The following is a 17436-nucleotide window of genomic DNA, read 5'->3' as shown; positions in this document are numbered from 1 at the left end:
CCTCAGCCACGGCATCGTGCCCGCTTCCGAGGTGAATGGCTGCGACGGTGCGGGCGGGTGCAGCCTATGCCGCTTCCTGGACCCGCCCAGATGCGGCACCACCGCCCCCTAAACCGGTCCGCCCGCGCGCCCGCCGCCGCAGGCACCGGGAGGTCACCGCGTCCCGCCAGGGGCGCGGTGACACGCTCTACGGCCCGAGCGTCGCGCGCGTCCGGAGCCCGATCCCATGCCGGTGGTTGCGGCCCGATTAGCGCACATCCGAGCCCGTACCTGCCCCGGCAGCTTGTGGCCGTTGGCCGCGCAGGACCGGCCGCTCATCGCATCGGTGGAATGAGCGGTGGAGGTGCGGGGGATCGCGCCCCTAATCTCGTGCGCATCGGCCGCTGGATCCGACGTTCAGGGGGCGCCTGAGCTGGGGGGTTTAGGGCACGCTAGGCGTCGTTGAGCCCGGCCGATTTGTTGTGGGTGCGGCGTGCGGCCGAGACCGTGGGGGACTCGGCCGCCGCCAGCCTGCATCGCTTCGTGGACGATCGTGCTCGCCTATTCCAGGCCGAGGTCGTGCAGTGCGCCAGTCCTTGACGATCGTCTGCTCCGCAAAGTCGAGTTGGACCTTTCCCACCGCACACCGCGCGGTACAGCCTGACCTCCGCGTCGTCTAAGCCTGTGGCCTGCGCCGGAATCACCGCCTGATGCGCGCTCACCAGGGCGTTGAGCGGAGGGAGAGGGGAGCGCTAGGTCATATGGGCAGCATGATGCGATCAAGCCGTGCCAGACCCGGTTCCGGGGCGGGCGTAGCCGACCAGGTCCGATCGGGTCCGGATGGAGCTGATCCGTACGCGGGCGCCGGTGTGTGGCGCCTCAATCATCTTTCCGCCGCCCAGCACCAGGCCGACGTGTCCGGGGCGGCTCATCGAGCCGAGGGCGCCCTTGAAGAACACCAGATCGCCGGGAGCCTCGCGCCCCGCCGGCACGTGCGGCAAGGTCGACCACTGGTCTTGCGAGGTCCGCGGGATGGAGATCCCCGCCTGATGCCACGCATAGAGGGTGAGGCCGGAGCAGTCGAACCCGACGATCCCCGCACCTTGCGCGATACCAGTGCTGGGACCGTTCGGCCCGCCGCCGCCCCACGAGTACGGGGTGCCCAGATAGCGCAGCGCGGCACGCACTGCGACCGCCGCCCGCCCAGATGCCGCCACCGGCACCACCGGGCATGAGGCCGCGCCCGCGTCCTTGCCGTAGGCGGCGGCCTGGGCCAGGACCTTCTTCACGTAGATGTCGGAGTGGTTGTAGGCGAACAGCGCCCGCTCCATGTGCTCGGGCGCACCGTTGGCCTTCAGCAGACGCGCGGCGGCGGGAATCGCGTCCGCCGAGTCGTACACATCCTTCTTGCCGTCGTGATCACCGTCCACGCCGTAGCCGTCCCAGGTACCGGACACGAACTGCATCGGCCCGGCCGCACCCGCCGAGTTACGGCCCGACCTGACTCCCGAGCCATTACCCCGGCCGTGGTCGGACTCCATCGCCCCGACCGCAGCCAGCACGTTCCACGGGATCCCGTACTCAGCCCCCGCCTTCACGTACGCCTGCAGGTAGGCGGCCGGGATCTGCGCAATCGCAGCCCGGCCCGGACCCGTCTGGCAAGCGGCATCTCCACCGCCGGGGAGGGCAGCGCCGAGCACGCCGCCCAGGGCACCGGCGAACAGGACCACAGCCAGCACGAGGACGGCGACTCCGGCGACGATCACCGGCATTAGGGGCCCCTGGTGAACAGGTCGCTGCCGGGTGCAGGCTCTGGGTCGGTGAACTCCCATGCGTTGGCGAGGTCGGCCAACCGGCGACGAGGCGCGGTGACCCCGGCCGGGAGCCACACCGCTCCGGCTGGTCCCTCCCGTGCCGTGTCTGGTGTGTGGACGGCGGTGGCGACTGGTACGGGTGGATCGGTCAGGAGCCGGCGGAGGTTGGCTTCGCGAGCCGTGCTGGGCAGCCAGAACAAGACCGGGGTGAGGTGGCCGGTGGTGCGGGCGTGGGCGGCGTAGCCGTGGAGTTTGGCTGCGACGCGGGTGAGGGTTTCGGTGCCGGTGTCGTGCTCGAGGAAGAACTCCACGCTCGCCGGCCCCTGTCGCGAGACCGTCTCGCTCCATCGGCCGTACGCATCGGGTCTGACCCGGCCGCCGTCCAGCGAGGCGCAGCGCCGCTCGGGCGTCCACTGCTGGAGCTGGGTGCCGTCGTCGCGGTGGCGGGCGTAGGCGTGCAAGCGGGTGAAGAACTCATTCACTCCGACTTGATGGCTGAGCTTGGATGACACTGCGATATCCAGGGCGGTGTCTTGCCGGTAGCCCAGTTCGCGGACGCTGGTGCCGTCTTCGACGGCCAGGACGTGCGCACCGGCGGGTCCGAGCACCCAGTGAAGGGCGGCGGTGCCGACCGGAACCCATGGCTGGAAGCGCAGCAATGCCTGCCACAGATGCAACACCCGCAGCCGCTGTTGCGCGCGGACGAGGCTCGGGAACCTCAAGTCAGCGAGCTGCTGAGTAGTGAGGACACGGTGTTCCCACACCAGCCGGAGGATCTGCCGGTCGCGGTCGGTGAGTCGGAACGCCAGCTCGGCGATGAGCTCCGGACTCGTCCTCGGCGCACGCGCACCCCCGGAACGGCTGCGGCGGGTGGGCCTGGTGCGCGGCGTCATGACACATCCTCACCGGGCTGGCTGAACGGGTCACGGGCGCGGAAGCGCCGCGCATCCGGACCGGTCTTGGCTCCGTAGCGCTGTTGGGAGGCGGCGCGCACGGCTTGCGCGCGGCCTGGGACGGGTTCGGGCAGTGGCCGGGTGCGGAAGGTGAACGCCGGTGTCGGCGTGCTCCCGTTCATGACCCGGCCGACCGCCTGGAAGCCGCCCAGGTGCGACAGGTCGTGCGCGGTGACCAGCGGCTCCAGGGGTTTGGCGAGGCGGTCGGCGTCTTCGGGCGAGACAGCAAAGTACAGCTTGTTGCGGGCGTCGGCCGACAAGGCCTCGCGTAGGTCGGTGGGTAGTTGGGTGAGGTGCTGGTGGGCGAGGGTCAGGCCGAAGCGGTAGCCGCGGGCCTCGGCGAGGATGTCGGAGATCGAGCCGGGCAGGTTGAGGAAGTTGTGTGCCTCGTCCACGTAGGCGGCGGCGTCGCGGCGCTGCGCCTCGGGAAGGAGAGCGCGTGGGGTGATGGCCTGCCAGGTGTGCGCGAGCAACAGTGACCCGCACAGCCGGGTCGCGTCCTCGCCCAGGACCCCCTTGGGCAGCCGGGCCAGCACCAGCCCGCCGCCATCCAGCATCCGCCGCAGATCCACGGTCGAGGACGACCCGGACAGGGCTTGGCGGACGAAGGGCCGCAGCAGCACCGCCCGGAGCTTGTTCATGACCGGACTGATCATCGCCGCTCGCCCGCCCGGCCCCTGGTCTTCGTAGGTGTCCCAGAACCCCCGCAGGAGCGCATTGTCGGGGCCGAGCTTGCCGACCAGCCGGGCGCGGAACTCGGCATCGGTCAGCAACCGGGGAACCTCGGCCAAGGTGGCGGTCGGGCCTTGCGTACGGGTGAGGGTCAGGCACGCCGACCGCAACAGATCATCGAGCCGGGGTCCCCAGGCCGAGGAGAAGCAGCGGCGGAAGGTGGTGACGATCGACTCGACCGCGAAGGCCGGGTCGGGTCCGGCGAGCACGTTAATGCAGGGCGGTGGGTCGGAGCTGAGCGGATCGAACACCACCGTGTTGCCGACGGCTCGTTCGGGGAGCCGGTCCAGGATGTCGGCGATCAGGTCGCCCTTGGGGTCGATGACCAGGGCGCCGCGTCCGGCGTGCGCGTCGGCCAGGATCATGCTGGCCAGGAGGGTGGACTTGCCGACGCCGGTCTGCCCTAGCAGGTGGGTGTGCTCTCTGCCGCCGGTGACTGGCATTGCGACCGGGCGTGTGGGTCCGGCTTCGGCGTCGCCGAGGATGCGGACGGGTCCGGCGCCGTCCAGGTGGCTGGAAGGTACGGCGGGTGAGGGCGCTACTGGGGCGGCACCGGCGCGGACCACGCCGGGCGCGGCCAGGTCGTAGGGCAGGTGCGCCAGCGCGGCCAGCTCGTCCACCGACAACAGGTAGCCGCGCCCCAAGCGGCGGCTGGCCATCTGAACAGCGGGATGGGCGAGACGTTTGCGGCGAAGGAACTGCTGGCCGCGCGTGTACAGGGCGTAGGTGGAGGCGATCTGGTGCGCGTTGCCGCGGAGCCATCCCTTAGCGGAGGTGTCTCGCCCCGGGCTCTCGGTGTGGCGCTTGGTGAGGTCGGGGCGGGTGGTGGCTGCGGCGTAGGTGACTTGGACTTCGAACCGCGGTTGGGCCGCCTTGCCGAGGACAGCTCGCACTTCCTCGGTGCGCTCTGGATACAGCCAGGTGAGGTCGCCCGGGTTGCGGTGGGCGGACATGCCGGGCGTGATCAGATCGAACAGCGCGCCTTGGGGCGCGGTGGAGCGGCCGCCACGCAGCGCGGCGGCAGCCTTGTGCGCGCGGGTCAGGCGACGTCCGACGACGGGCCGGGCCAGGACCTGGACGGCGGCGTACTCGCCGTCGCGCAGGCCGGAGAACACACCGAGCAAGGCCCGCAATGGGTCGGTCTTGTGGTCGGTGGCCAGTGGGTAGTGGTCGGGACGCGCCAGTACCAGGCGCCCGCCCGCGCAGGCCGCCTCCAGTGGAATGGGTGCGGTGGCGGGCTTTGTGGTGAGGGTGGCGCCGGGCCAGGCGGACCGGATCGCTTTCTCGATCAGGATCGGTGGGACGGTGCCAGGAACCCAGATCTGCACCCGCAGCCCGTGCGCACCAGCCACCAACTCAAACGCCAAGTGCGGCTGACCGAAGACGGCCCGCTTCCACGCGGGAGCGGTCAGGCCCATCAGGTGCCGCCACCAGGTGGCGGCACTGGTCTCCTCGACGCCCGGTGGGAGCGCGATCTCGATCAGCCGGGCCCCGTCGGTGAGGCGCTGACTGCGCCACCGCCACACCGCAGCCCGTGCCCCGGCAAGCAGTGCGGCACCGGTGCAGGCGGTCGCCGCGAACGCCAGCCCGTACTCGGTGGCCAGGCTGGTGAGGTGGCCAGGATCCTTCATCGCCTGGTTGATCCAGTGAACGAGAGAGGCTTGCCAGCCGCCGGCATCGGCGAGGAGGCCGACTGGGGTGTGCGCGAGGTTGTTCACAGCGGGTCTCCTGCCTGGTGGTGACGGTCAGCGGCGATCTCGGCGGGGTCGGTGGTGGCCAGGTGGTGTTCGAAGGGGCTGGCGTGGCCGCTGAATGCGGCTCGTTCTGCGGCGGTGCCGCCGCCGCAGAGCAGCCCTTCGCCTCGGTCGGCGGCTAGCAGGAACGCCCGCTCGCCCTCGGTGAGCCCGAAGGCGTCGGCGATCTGGTCGATGACCTGGGGTGCCTGTCTGAGGAGGAGCTGGGTGGTGGCGTTGGCGATGACCGCCCGGCCCAGGTCGGAGGCGAGAAGGTCTGCGGCGTCCTGGGTGACGACGGCGAGTCCGGTCCAGTGTTTGCGGGCGGATTTGGCGAGGCGGTAGAGGAACTTGGCGCCTTCGGTCTGTTGCATGAGCGTCCATGCCTCGTCGACCACGACCAGGCGACGGCGCCGATCGGCGGGGTTGGTGACCTGTCGCCAGATCGCGTCCAAGGCCAGCAGCATCCCGACCGGGCGGACCTCGTCGGCCAGGTCCCGCAGCGAGAACACGATCAGATGCCCCTCGGGCCGGGTCGTGGTCGCGCCGGAGAATAGGCCGCGATAGGACCCGGACACGTACGGGGCAAGCCGTGCGGCCAGCTCGGCCGCCGCTTCCCGGTCGGCTTCGGTGCCGTCCTCGGCCTGTGCGGTGTGGTCGAGCTGGGCGGCCAGGTCGGATAGCAGAGGGGCGGGGCGTTTCCAGGTGCGCGGGTCGGCGGTCACTCCGGCCTTGGCGTAAGTAGCGATGACCGCCCGGTCCAGCACGGCCCGCACTGTGGGGGCGAGCGGTTCACCGAGCATGGTCGCGATCAGGGTCTGGATGAACAGCGCCCGCCGGATGAGGGTGTCTTCGCCTTGCCCGTGCGGCAGGTCGAAGGGGTTGAAGCGGACTTCGGGGGCGCCGAGGGCGATGCGGGTTCCGCCGACGGCGTCGGCGAGGCGGGCGTATTCGTCTTCGGGGTCGATCACTGCGACGTGTACGCCGTGGTACATCAGCCGGGCGGCTTCGAGTTTGGTGAAGTAGGACTTCCCGGCGCCGGAGCGGGCGATGGTGACCGAGTTGTAGTTGTCCTGCTCGAACCGGTCCCACAACACCACCCCGGAGGAGTAGGCGTTGAGGCCGTACATCACCGGCGTTTGGCCAAGGTGGGGGTGTAGGTCGGGTGAGGTGAAGGGGAACGCGGCGGCGAGTGCGCTGGTGTCGAAGGCCCGGCGCATCCTGATCGTGTCGGTGCCGAGCGGCAGCGTGCTGGTCCAGCCTTGCAATGCGCGGAAGGTGGTCGGCTGCGCGTCCAAGAGCAGGGACGCGGCCAACGCCCGCACTCGTTCGAGCTCGGCGCCCAGCTCGGTGGAGTCGGTGGCGTGCACGGTCAGGTAGAGGCCGAGGCGAAACAGCCGCCCGTGGCCTCGGGCTAGGGATGCGGCGAGTTCGGCGGCGTCGTCGGCTGCGGCTTCGGCGCCGAAGTCGGCGAGGCGTCCGTGTTCGGTGTTGGCGCGTGAGGAGGACTCCAGCCGGGCGAGCTGGCGCCGCAGCCGCTGCGCCGCGATCAGAGGCGGGATCGGCTCCACATGCAAGGACACGTCCAGTCGGCCGGGATAGGTGAGCAGAGGTTCTAGCCAGCCCGCGGCGACTTCTCGCGGGTAGCCGGCCACTGCGAAGGAGGCACACACACCTCCGGGCAACTCCACCGACCGCGCCGTTGTCCGCAGCGCGGAAGGGCCGGGCATGCTCGCCGGGTCTTGCGTGAGGTCCGCGGCGTCGTCGGCTCGGCGCGTTTGCGATCGGAGCTGTGGAAACGTGAGCTTCATCGACTCGCCTCCTGATCGTGTGCGCTGGCGGTGATGACCTCGTCGGGGTCGGCAGCGTTGAGAATGTGCGTCTCGCCCGGGGACAGCGCTTCGGCGAGCGCGGCGGTGCAGGCGTCGGCGTCCAGCACTTCGGCGGTGACCCCGAGGGCGGCCAGGGCGCGCTCGGTCTCAGCCGCGCGACGCAGCACCACGGCGGCTCCCACCTCCCGAGCTGCTTGGCGCTTGCGGCCTGGTAGCCATGGCGTGGCTTGGGTGGGTGTGTGGTCACCGATCACGATGAGGACTTCGCGGATCAGCAGGTTGCGGGAGTGGTGCAGGTCGGTGAGGAACGCGGCGTAGTCGAGTGCCGCCCGCTCCAAGGCTGGGTCGGGCAGCGCGGGTGCGGTGTCGGTCAGGTGCCAGGCCAGCCCGGACAGGTCCATGGGCCGGGCGCGCACGAGGATTTGGACGGGTGTGTCGAGGGAGTTGAGCCAGCGGCCGAACATTGCCACCAGCGCGGTCTGCTCGCTGGCGGTGCGCAGCGCGAACGCCACCGTGCCTGCCCGGACCAAGACCGCCGTGCCGCCCTCCGTCAACTCCATGACGCCGTCCTCGCGCACGGCACGCACTGGTAGCTGCAAGGGCGAGGGAAGCTGTCCGCGCATCCGGCACCATGCGGGCGGCGGTGCGATCGGCTCGGAGGCCGTTACCCTCTCCTTGGGCATGCGCAGGTGGTTGAGGGCGGCGAGGGCGAACCGGTCCAGGCCCATCCCGTCGCGCCGCGCGACCGCCACCACGACCCCGGCCGCGACCACGGGGAAGACCGCCGCGATCACCATGGGCAGCGGCAGCCATGCGCGGACCGCCGTGAAGATCCCGAAGCTGGCGAGGGCGGTGACGGCCAGGACGGCCAGTTGCCGTCCGGTGAGCCCGTACATGAGTTTGTCGGGCTGGTCGACGTCGGCGGGGATCTTGGCCGTCAACGGTGCCTCGTCCAGTTGGCGGGTCATCGGTTCCTCCGGGTGCGCCGGGGCGGGTCGCGGAACAGCACCATCTGCCGGTGCGGGACGGGCCGTTTGGGCATGCCGGGCAACATCAACTGCCGAGCCTGAGGCGGCCGGACCGGCCGAGGCGCAGGCGGCGCGGCCAGTGGTGGTGTCGGGCGCGGGACGCGCGAGACCGGGATCGGCAGCGCCAGCTGCACCGGCCCGGCAGGAGCCCCCGAGGGCCGGACCGGGCTGGGGAACAGCGGGAGCTGCACCGGCCGCCCGCCTCGCCCGTTGCTGGGCGGCTCGGGGTCACCCGGTTCGGGCGGCAGGGGAGGCATTCTGGGCGTGAACGGCGCCGGGTTGTCCCAGTAACCCCCTCGCCCACGTCCGGGCCGCCTGGGTCGGAAAGCCTGTTCCCGCTGAGGGCGGGGGCCGGGCTGGCGCCGATCCGGTAGTGGTTGGTTGCGAGGAGCGCGGCCCGTGCCGCCGGTGGCTCGTCCGGCTGTGCGGGTGCTGTTGGCTTGTCCGGCGCGGTTCATGAGGGCTCCGATTCCGCGGTAGAGGATGAAGGTCTTGGCGAGCTGGGTGAGCATGCGGGGTGTGGCGGCGCGCCAGATGGTGCGGGCGGTCCAGGACGGGATGCGGACCATCACGTACAGCAGCGCCACCGCCAGCAGCAGGTCCCAGTGGTCGTTGCCGGTAGGGACTCCGGCGAAGTCACTACTGCTGTCCTTGGTCTCGGTGAACAACAGATGCGCGGCCGTGGCGGCGGTGAGGGCCTGCAACACGGGGATGACGCCGACGCCGAAGGTGCTGCGCCACCAGAACCGGGCGACCCCGTCGGTCTGCGGCAATGCGTGGAACATCAACGCCAGCGGTGCGGCCGAGACCAGCACCATCGTCAAGGCGATGCGGATGATGTAGATGAACGCCAGGCACAGCGCGAGGATCAGGACGACCAGGGCGATGATGGCGAAGAAGGTTCCGCCGGAGGCGATGTTGGCCGTCATGCTGCCGCCGATCACATCGGCCAGCACGCTCGGGTTGATCTTCTGCGGGCCGTCGCGCAGGAACGCCTCGGCCAGCCCGTTGGCGAACTCGATGCCGTAGCTGAGGAAGATCAGCGACAGGTTCACTGCCAGGAAGGCCAGCACTACCCGGGGCAGTAGGTCCTTGGCCGACATCTGCCCGGGCAGGGACTGTCCGGCCATGAGCAAGACGCCGGCCACGGTGACGAGAAGGACGAAGCAGGTGTTGGCGATCGTGCGGGTGACTCCCCACATCTCCCGCACGCGCTGCATGCTCGTGGACTTGATCTCCGGGGTGCCCATCAGCGACCGGGCGACGAAGTCCAGGATCGGCTTCTTCGCCGAGGCGATCAGGTCGGTGAACCAGCCATTGATCGCCTGTTTGGCGTAACAGGCGACGTCGCCGAAGCCGCACGACTGGTCCTTGTGGGCCGTGCCTTGCGGCTTGTAGGGCGAGGTCGGATCCTGCTCCCACTTGCCCGGCGCGGTCTCACAGAGGGTGTCGGGGAGCGGCGCAGCCGGGTTCATGAGCTGCTTCTGCTTGCCCGCGCACGCCTTCTGACCCGGGACGGCCTCGACGTCGTTCGGGTCGACCTTCTCCCAGTTGCCGGGTGAGACCTCGCACCACATTTCCGGGTTGGGGTTCAGCCCGTGGGTCTTCATCTTGGTCTTGCCCTGGCACACCTTCCCCGGCCCCGACATCGTCCCGGGCGGCGGCTTGGACGGCGCCGGATTCACCGGCGCTCCGTCCTGACCGCCGGGCGCCTCGATCCACGGCTGCTGCGAGGGCAACGGCGCTGGCGGGGTCGGCTCGGCCGGACTCGAGACCGAGAGCAGGGCCGCGCCCGCCTCACTGGGGGCGGCGTGTGCCTGGGCGATGTTGGCGACGACCAGCCCAGCCGCGATCGCGGCTGCCAGAGCCACCACGGTGAGGAGTCGCCAGGGTGTGAGAGCGGGCCCGCGTGGAAACTTGAGCGGGGGTGTCACTTGGTCCCCACAATGCCCTTGAGGATCTCCACCAGGGCCGGGGCCAGCACCGCGACGCCATAACCGATCGCCGCATACCGCAACGTGCGCTTGGCCGACTCGATCTCACTCGGGTCACCGCCGCCCAGGATGTAACGGACCCCGCCGATCGTGGCGAACAACGTGGCCAAGCCGACCAGCAGACCGACGATGACGTTGCGGATGTTGGTGATGACCTGGCTGAGCTGAGTCGCCGCCGCAAGATGCGTCGTCGCGTCCGCGATCCCCGGAACGGTGAGCGCGGCGATCACACACCCCGCCGTCCAGACGACGACGGCGAGGGTGAGCCGGATCCAGCTCACCCCGCGCCGCTGACCGGCGCAGGTGCAGCGGGGCGGTTGCGAGGAGTGGTGCCTGGTGTTCATAGGAAGGCCTCCGAATGAACGCGAGGTTCGGATGAGTTCGGATGCCGGACGAATGATGCGGGCCGGGAGCGGCGGGGCTCTGGGTGTCCTCCTTCGAGGAACTCAGATGGAAGGTGGATGCGGCGGCGACCGGGTGAACCGTCCGCCCGAGCCGCCCCCGGGCCCGCTGTTCTCGTCTGGCACCTATGAAGCACCGGGAAAAGGGCCGTTCCTCTGCACGTCGCTGGCAGAGATTGCCGAGACTTGACCTTCACCGATCGCTGTGACGAGCCGGGCCTCGGCGCGTTCCCGCCTGCTGTAGAGCTTCTTTTCGGGCTCCCCGCAGACCCGTGCGTACTCGGCCAGAGGAACGCTCTCCAGCCGCGTGGTGTTGATCAGCTTGGCCTCGGCCGCAGTGATGATCTGCTGGCGTACCGCGTCGGCGAGCAGGCTGGCTGGTTCACTCACCGGATGCGGCGCCGTGGTGTTCAGCTCGACCGGGTCGGTCGGGACCTGCTGAAGGGCACCGGCACGGGCACGAACGGCGCCTTTACGGTCCGCCCAGACCAGCAGCCGAGCGGCGATGTGCGAACGGGTGATGTCGATGCGCTGGAGTTGCGCGACGAACTCGGTGAGGATCTCCGACACGATGTCCTCGGCGAACCGCTCGGGGCTGGTGCGGATCGCCCGGCCCGCGACACTCTTCAGCCCGGGCATGGCCACCCCGACGCAGCCGACCACCCAGGCCGGGTCGCCAGTGCGCGCCTGCCGAAGCAGCTCAGCCCACGCGGCGTCCTTGAGCTCGTCGGAGGCGTTCCGGCTGAGCAGCAGCGTGCGAAGTTCACCCAGGTCAACAGACCGGGCGGGCAACCCGTGGCCGACCGCCTGACCGTCGAGGGCCAGCGGGCGCGGCCCGGTGACGAGGAGCTGGAAGCTCTTCTCCGCGATGGTCAGTGCAAGCCCTGGGTTGCGTCGGCGGCCACGGCTGCAGCTGTCGAGTGCGGCGGCGGGTGCGGTGTTGTGGCGGCTGGGCCGTGGGAGGTGTTGGTGGGCGGTCATGGTGTCCCCCGGAAGGTGGTGGCCGGATCGGTTGAGGCCATCTGCCACCACCGGATGGAGAACCCAGAGAGAACTCATGGAGGGCCCGTAGAGCCCTCGTGGAAGACCCCGATTCGGGACCCAGATGCACTAACCAGCTACCGACCAGCGAGAACGCATCTGCGAGGCGCGGCCGGGAGTACGTGTGAGCAAAATCGGTAAAGGGGCTGGGAACCCTCAGCGCCAGACAGCTTGCCGCTCGTTCGCCGAAACGGATCGGCAAGGTTCTGGTCAACCGGCACGACACGCGTCTCGGAAATCTTCGGCGAATCCAATCGCCCTGGACTGTCCGTAGAAGCCGCAAGATCGGCTACCTGACGGAACGGGGCCTTTGTGTGGGCTGCGAGCTGGGCGTCGATGAGACGGCAGCGATGGGCACGCCAAACCCATGAGGGCACTCCATCGATCCTCTATTTGCGTGTTGACCTGCGCAAACGTTGAGTCGAGGCAGGGTTGGGGTTGTGGGGTTGAGTGACTCTTTACTCATCGGCGTGCAGAGGACCGGGCCAATTCGCGGTTCTTCATAGGTGCATCGGCGATCGGGTGACCGTCTCGGGTCACCCAGCGAATGAACAACACGCCTTCCAACTCGGAAAGCTCCGGCGCTGACCAGTCCGGTCCGGGCGCCGGGACCAAGGTCCGGCGGCTGCTACCGCTGACCGTGTGGCTGTGCTCCGACACCACACCCACCACAGGCGCGGACACCGCGCCTAGCTCCACCGGCGTACCGGCCGGACAGAGCACAACCAGCAAGACCCGCCTCACCGGCAAGGGTGAGCTGTGCGCCACCCACCGTGGAAGGGTCGGGCGGGAACTGGCCCGCCACTTGATCTCCTCCTGCACACGGGAGGGGGACCTGGTCGCGGAGGCGTTCACGACCAGCGAGGCCACTCTGGTGGCGGCGGTCTCGGCGGGCCGGCGCGGTGTGGCCTTGGTGCCGCACTTCCCACTCGCCCAGCACATCCGCCTCCGGCTCCAGTCGGCTGCGCTCACCACCGAGCAACTCGGCCTCCTTGCGATGCGGCCGTGCCGCCCCGACCAGATGAACCGGGCCCTGGCCGACCACGCGGGCAGGGTCGGCCTGGTAGTCGCCGCGCCCCCGCCGTACGAGGTCGGGGGACGCATGCCCAAGCTGCCGGGCAGCCGGGACTGCCCGGCATGCCGGGCAGACTTGTGGATGCTCACCGAGCAGCAGCTCGGGGCATTCCTGGTCGCCGCGTGGCAGGTGCTGCGTCCGGGCGGAACCTTGGCCATCGTCACCACCGCCCGGCACGAGGGCGGTCGCTTGCACGATCCCGCGCCGCGCATAGTCCGGCAGGCCAGCCTGCTCGGGTTCCGCTACATCCAGCACGTCATCGCGCTGCGTGTCCCGGTCGACGGTGACTCCTTGATGGTCCAGGCAGCGCCGGGAGAGATCGCCGAACTTCGCGACATCCAGTCGCGGGCGCTCCCGCCTGCGGTGTCGGTGCACGCCGATGTGTGCCTGTTCACCAAGCCCCGCCGCACCCAGAGCAAGGACGGTGAGGCTCGATGAACGCACCCGACAACAACACCCGCGAGGCGATGGCGTCGGTGCTGGCGACCGGGCAGAAGCCGTCCCGGATCCAGCGCAAGGGCCGCTACACCGAGGAGTCGATGCGGCACCCGGGCAAGATGCTGCCCGCGATCGCCGCGCGTGTGATCGAGGCGTTCACCCGGCCGGGTGAGCTGGTGCTCGATCCGATGTGCGGGGTGGGCACGACCTTGGTGGAGGCGATCCACCTCGGCCGTGACGCCGCGGGCATGGAGTACGAGAGCGACTTCGCCGCGATGACCGCCCGCAACGTCCTGCACGCCCAAAGCCAGGGAGCGACCGGAACCGCGCGGGTGGTGTGCGGGGACTCCCGCAACATCACCACCGCCTACGCCTCCCTACGCGGCGAGGTGGCGCTGGTACTGACCTCACCGCCGTACGGCTCCTACACCCACGGCCACATCAAATCCGGCGCCAAGAGCAGCGGCGGCAAGGTCGAAAAGAGCAACCACCGCTACTCCACCGACCCCGGCAACCTCGCCCACCAGCACATGGACGAACTCCTGGACGGGTTCGGCCAGATCCTGCGCGGGTGCGCGGAGCTACTCACTCCGTACGGGGTGGTCGCGGTCACCGTCCGCCCGATCCGGGTCAAGGGTGAGCTGATCGATCTGCCCGGCCGCGTGACCGAAGTTGCCGAACGATCCGGGCTGGCGCTGACCAACCGTCTCGCAGCCCTGCTGTGTGGTGTGCGTGATGGGGACCTGGTGAACCGGGCCTCGTTCTTCCAGATGCTCGAAACCCGCCGCGCCCGCGAGAAGGGCGTCCCCGCCTGCGCCACTGCCCACGAAGATCTCCTGGTCTTCCAGGCGGCACGCGACCTGAACGGGGGACGCCGATGAACCGGCCGGAAACCGTACCCATGAGGCAACGGACTCCGGCCCGTCAGGGGCGCGAACGGGTCGCCGAGCTGCTGGGTTGGCTCCAGCTCGGTACCTGTGGGGCGTGCGGGCGGGCCAGCTACCTGACCCGCCGCGAAGCACGCCGAGCCGCACGGATCGCCGCTCCCGGAATCAGGTTGCGTGCCTATCCGTGCGGCCAGTCCTGGCACCTGTCCACGCTCGCCGGCCACCAGCAGTACATCGGCTCACCAGTCACGGTCTGCGCATCACCGTCCACGCCTCCGGCGGGACCAAAGACCGGCCTTGCCCTTGGCGGTGAAGTCGAGCGCTCATGCATGGGCCGTCGCCGTGCGGACGGGCACCGGGCCCGACCGTGTGACCGGCGGCGGTGGGTGACCGGCCCGGTCATCGCCTCGTCACGGGGTGAGGGGTGACCGGCCAAGGCCGGAGCGAGGAGCGGAAGTTGCGTGTGGTCGTGCCGGACGAGCCTCCACGGCTCACCCCCGGCGCGGCCCGCGCCCTGCTGCGAATCCTGCTCAAGGCCGACGCCCGCGCGGACCAGCGCGACACCAGCAATCGAGGAGGCCGACAGTGAAGGACCGACCCAAAACATCCCTCTACAACTGGCTTGCACGTGCCCCCAAGACCGAGACCCCGCCCGCCAACGGCACTCACCGTCGCCGCGCCCTCGACGAGTTCCAGGTCCGCGAGCGAACGTTTACGCGGATGCGAGCCTGCGCTGAAATGCACGTGCAAGGCCAGCTGGAAGGGGAGCCAGAGCCCCAACCGTTGCGGTTCGCGTTCTACGGCGGAGGCCGGGCCTACAGCCTCACCAGCGCGCATACTCCGTACGAACGGCAGCGACGCTGCGCCCTGGCGCTAATCGAACCCCATGGCGGCCAGATCGTCGCCGAGTACTTCGACCTAGGCGCGACCCGGACGGTTCCCTGGCATCGGCGGCCGCAGATGCGCGCGCTGCTGGAGGCATTGAAGACCAATCCGGGTCAGATCGACGCCGTGGTCATCGGTCGGCCAGCTCCGGTCTTCGACACCGAGCCGTACGTGCCGTACTGGCTGCTGCTGGCCGTGCTCGCCGAACTTGGGGCGGCAGTGTGGATTCCCGAGGTCGGCGGGCCCATCGATCCCTACAACGAGGAACACGACCTGATCATGCGCGCCTTCGTCGACCCCTTCGGAGATCGGCCGGGCCCGAGCCCCTACCGCTCCTTTGGCTCCGAGCAGGATGGATGCGTCCAGTGACCACCCGATTCGCCTTCTACGGCCGAGTATCAACTGAGGACAACCAGGACCCCGAAGCGTCCCGGGCATGGCAGCTCAGCCGAGCTCGCGCCCTGATCGAGCCACATGGCGGCGAGATCGTCATGCAGTTCTTCGACGTGGACAAGTCCCGGTCCATGCCTTGGCCACGACGTCCCTACGCCGCCGCCCTCATCGAGGAGTTGAAGGACTCAGCCCGTGCGTTCGATGCCGTCGTGATCGGGGAGCCCCACCGGGCCTTCTACGGCAACCAGTACAGCCTGACATTCCCGCTGTTCGAACACTTCCGCATCGCCCTCTGGGTGCCGGAGGTTGGCGGGCCCATCGACGGCGCCAACGAGGCGCACGACATGATCATGGGTGTCTTCGGCGGGTTGTCCAAGGGCGAGCGCAACCGGATCAAGATCCGGGTCAGAGCCGCCATGAGGGCTATCACCGCAACGGAGGGGCGTTGGCTTGGTGGACGGCCGCCGTACGGGTATGAACTCGAGGACGTCGGTCCACACCCGAATCCTGCGAAGGCGGCTGAAGGTAAGAGGCTCAAGCGGCTGGTCGCGCACCCCGTCTTCTCACGGGTCGTGAAGTGGATCTTCGCCCAGTACCTGGCTGGTAAGGGGCGGAAGGACATCGCCGAGGAGCTCACCCGGCAGGGCATACCGTCCCCGTCCGCCAGCGACCCTGGACGCAATCGCCACCGCAACCAGATCGCCTGGTCCAAGTCCGCGGTCAAGGTCATCCTTGAGAACCCGCGCTACACCGGCTACCAGGTGTGGAATCGGCAGCGGAAGGACGAGGTCCTCATCGACGTCAACGACGTCGCGCTCGGTTACACCACCAAGATGAGCTGGAACAGCCGTGACGAATGGATCTGGTCTGAGGAACAAGCCCACGATGAGCTGGTCAGTCTGGCCGACTACGAGCGCGCCCAAGAGATCCGCGCCTCCCGTGCTCGTGGAAAGTACTCCAAGAAGGGCAATCCGACTCGTCGCCCGTACGCGTTCCGAGGCTGCATCCGCTGCGGGTACTGCGACCGCAAGCTCCAAGGGAACTGGAACAACAAGCAGGCGTATTACCGATGCCGCTTCCCCCAGGAGTACGCCCTGGTCAACGAGATCGATCACCCCAAGGTGGTCTACCTGCGCGAAGCTGAGGTGCTTGATGACCTCGATGGATGGCTCGCCACCGCGTTCGCGCCGAGCCGCATCGCGGCGACCATCGACGCCTTGGCCGAACAGGAAACCGACCCTGCGGAAGCGGCGGCGGCCGAGATTCGCAAGCAGCTCGCAACGTGCGATCGCCAGCTCAAGCAGTATCGCGGAGCTCTCGACGCTGGAGCGGACCCGATGGAGGTCACCCAGTGGATCAACGAAGTCAAGGAGAAGCGTGCCCGGATCGAGGGTCAGCTTCGCTCGGGGCGACGGGGAGACCGCATCGCCAAGGAAGAGATCATCGAGTTGCTCGAACGGAGCGCGGACCTCGCCCAGACCGTGATCAAGGCCGATCCGCTCGAAAAGGCCGATCTCTACCAGCAGCTCGGGCTGAAGATGACCTACTATCCGCAGAAACAACTAGTGGAGGCCCGGGTAATCCCAGAGCCTCCACATGTGCGGTCGGGTTGTGTCCGAGGGGGGACTGAGACCGTAACCCCAAACATGATCATGTTGTCCGGAACGCTGTCGTTCCTGGCTGCTACCTAGGGCTCGGGGCATGTGCGATGGTCTGTGTCGCCGGGGCATGCCGTTGTGCTGTTCGGCAGTGCGCACTGGCAACGCCTTGGCGCGGCTCACTCCGGTGCACACGAGATTTGCCCAGCCGTGATCATCCCTGAAGCGTGTCATCGTGATCTGGGTGGCAGGTCCCGCCGATGCTGGGAAGGTGATCTTGGGTCCTCCCCCCGGGGCCTGGTCGGGTGTGATGACGGCAACGGGGGACGTGATGACGGAGTTCACGCCAGCGCAGCTCAGGGGGGCCAGTGGTGTTTCGTGGGTGGCCAGAGCGATCCTTCCCGTCGCGGCCGCCGGTCTTGCCGCTTTGAGTACCGCCCCAGCCGAGGCGTCCACGCGAGGTGACTGCGTGGACTTGAAGGGCGCAGCGGCCAACATGTTCGACCAGAACAAGCTGTGTCAGAACCTCGGCCAGCAGCTCGGTTCCCGTAATCCGGACATGGGCACGGCCCTGAAGAACTCGGTGCGCAGGCCGCAGAGCTCGCCTGACCGGAGCGGAACGCGCGCGCCACACAAGTCGAATACGGCCGCCA

The 17436-nt window shown here is 69.1% G+C and carries 13 protein-coding genes; 5 read left to right on the top strand and 8 right to left on the bottom strand.

The genetic code is table 11. The features are described 5' to 3' along the window. Window positions 1–758 precede the first annotated feature (758 nt). The 8 genes from J4573_RS31565 to J4573_RS31530 all read right to left on the bottom strand — a co-directional run bounded on the left by J4573_RS31565 (window position 759) and on the right by J4573_RS31530 (window position 11447). A complete protein-coding gene (locus J4573_RS31565) occupies window positions 759–1751 on the bottom strand; it encodes an NlpC/P60 family protein (RefSeq protein WP_208259537.1) in 993 nt (330 codons plus the stop codon). Continuing rightward, window positions 1751–2686 (bottom strand): replication-relaxation family protein, encoded by a 936-nt coding sequence (locus J4573_RS31560; RefSeq protein ID WP_208259536.1) that lies wholly within the window; start codon window positions 2684–2686, stop codon window positions 1751–1753. The genes J4573_RS31565 and J4573_RS31560 overlap by 1 nt, the downstream gene beginning before the upstream one ends. Beyond that, window positions 2683–5196 (bottom strand): DUF8128 domain-containing protein, encoded by a 2514-nt coding sequence (locus J4573_RS31555; RefSeq protein ID WP_307797043.1) that lies wholly within the window; start codon window positions 5194–5196, stop codon window positions 2683–2685. Before J4573_RS31555 ends, J4573_RS31560 begins: the two co-directional genes overlap by 4 nt. Continuing rightward, window positions 5193–6794 (bottom strand): VirB4 family type IV secretion system protein, encoded by a 1602-nt coding sequence (locus J4573_RS31550; protein ID WP_307797042.1) that lies wholly within the window; start codon window positions 6792–6794, stop codon window positions 5193–5195. Before J4573_RS31550 ends, J4573_RS31555 begins: the two co-directional genes overlap by 4 nt. A gap of 224 nt (window positions 6795–7018) precedes the next feature. Beyond that, window positions 7019–8011 carry a PrgI family protein gene (locus J4573_RS31545; protein ID WP_208259535.1) on the bottom strand — a complete coding sequence of 331 codons (993 nt, stop codon included), beginning with the start codon at window positions 8009–8011 and terminating at the stop codon, window positions 7019–7021. Continuing rightward, window positions 8008–9945: a TrbL/VirB6 family protein gene (locus J4573_RS31540; protein WP_208259534.1), complete on the bottom strand. Its 1938-nt coding sequence runs from the start codon at window positions 9943–9945 to the stop codon at window positions 8008–8010. Before J4573_RS31540 ends, J4573_RS31545 begins: the two co-directional genes overlap by 4 nt. Window positions 9946–10001: 56 nt before the next feature. Beyond that, complete coding sequence (locus tag J4573_RS31535; RefSeq protein WP_243773829.1) at window positions 10002–10409, bottom strand: pilin; 408 nt, start codon at window positions 10407–10409, stop codon at window positions 10002–10004. 183 nt (window positions 10410–10592) lie between these two features. Then, complete coding sequence (locus tag J4573_RS31530; protein ID WP_208259533.1) at window positions 10593–11447, bottom strand: hypothetical protein; 855 nt, start codon at window positions 11445–11447, stop codon at window positions 10593–10595. A 607-nt stretch (window positions 11448–12054) separates the two neighbouring features. Between J4573_RS31530 and J4573_RS31525 the strand changes: the two genes are divergently transcribed. The 5 genes from J4573_RS31525 to J4573_RS31510 all read left to right on the top strand — a co-directional run bounded on the left by J4573_RS31525 (window position 12055) and on the right by J4573_RS31510 (window position 16876). Further along, entirely contained in the window at window positions 12055–13020 is a 966-nt protein-coding gene (locus tag J4573_RS31525) for a class I SAM-dependent methyltransferase (protein WP_208259532.1), read from the top strand. Then, window positions 13017–13901: a TRM11 family SAM-dependent methyltransferase gene (locus J4573_RS31520; RefSeq protein WP_208259531.1), complete on the top strand. Its 885-nt coding sequence runs from the start codon at window positions 13017–13019 to the stop codon at window positions 13899–13901. The genes J4573_RS31525 and J4573_RS31520 overlap by 4 nt, the downstream gene beginning before the upstream one ends. Window positions 13902–14364: 463 nt before the next feature. After that, entirely contained in the window at window positions 14365–14496 is a 132-nt protein-coding gene (locus J4573_RS55515) for a hypothetical protein (protein WP_279575624.1), read from the top strand. Further along, window positions 14493–15161 carry a recombinase family protein gene (locus tag J4573_RS31515; protein WP_208259530.1) on the top strand — a complete coding sequence of 223 codons (669 nt, stop codon included), beginning with the start codon at window positions 14493–14495 and terminating at the stop codon, window positions 15159–15161. The genes J4573_RS55515 and J4573_RS31515 overlap by 4 nt, the downstream gene beginning before the upstream one ends. Next, window positions 15158–16876, top strand: a complete 1719-nt coding sequence (locus tag J4573_RS31510) for a recombinase family protein (protein ID WP_208259529.1) — start codon at window positions 15158–15160, stop codon at window positions 16874–16876. The genes J4573_RS31515 and J4573_RS31510 overlap by 4 nt, the downstream gene beginning before the upstream one ends. Window positions 16877–17436 lie beyond the last annotated feature (560 nt).

The sequence above is a fragment of the Actinomadura barringtoniae genome, assembly GCF_017573505.1.
Lineage (GTDB): Bacteria > Actinomycetota > Actinomycetes > Streptosporangiales > Streptosporangiaceae > Spirillospora > Spirillospora barringtoniae.
This window is presented reverse-complemented; position numbering and strand designations above follow the sequence as displayed.